1 protein-coding gene is annotated in these 322 nt (G+C 56.2%); it reads left to right on the plus strand.

The window, feature by feature from the left end; all coding sequences use genetic code 11:
- A partial coding sequence (locus tag A3730_RS10780; protein ID WP_156501148.1) for a coproporphyrinogen III oxidase occupies positions 1-322 on the plus strand: 322 nt, incomplete at both ends.

Raw genomic sequence — 322 nt, forward strand, 5'->3', positions numbered from 1 at the left:
AGCCACGCCAACGTGCGTTTTTTCGTGGCGGAAAAAGACGGTGAAGACCCGGTGTGGTGGTTTGGCGGCGGCTTCGATCTGACACCCTACTATGGTTTTGAAGAAGACGTTGTGCATTGGCACCAGACGGCCCGCGACGCCTGTGAACCGTTCGGTAGCGAGATCTACCCGGAATTCAAAGCCTGGTGTGATGACTACTTTTATCTCAAGCACCGGGATGAGCCCCGTGGTGTGGGCGGCTTGTTCTTTGACGATCTGAACCGCTTTGATTTCGACACCAGCTTTGCCCTGATGCGCAGTGTGGGCGATGCCTATGTGCCCG

It is taken from the genome of Alcanivorax sp. HI0044 (assembly GCF_001634945.1).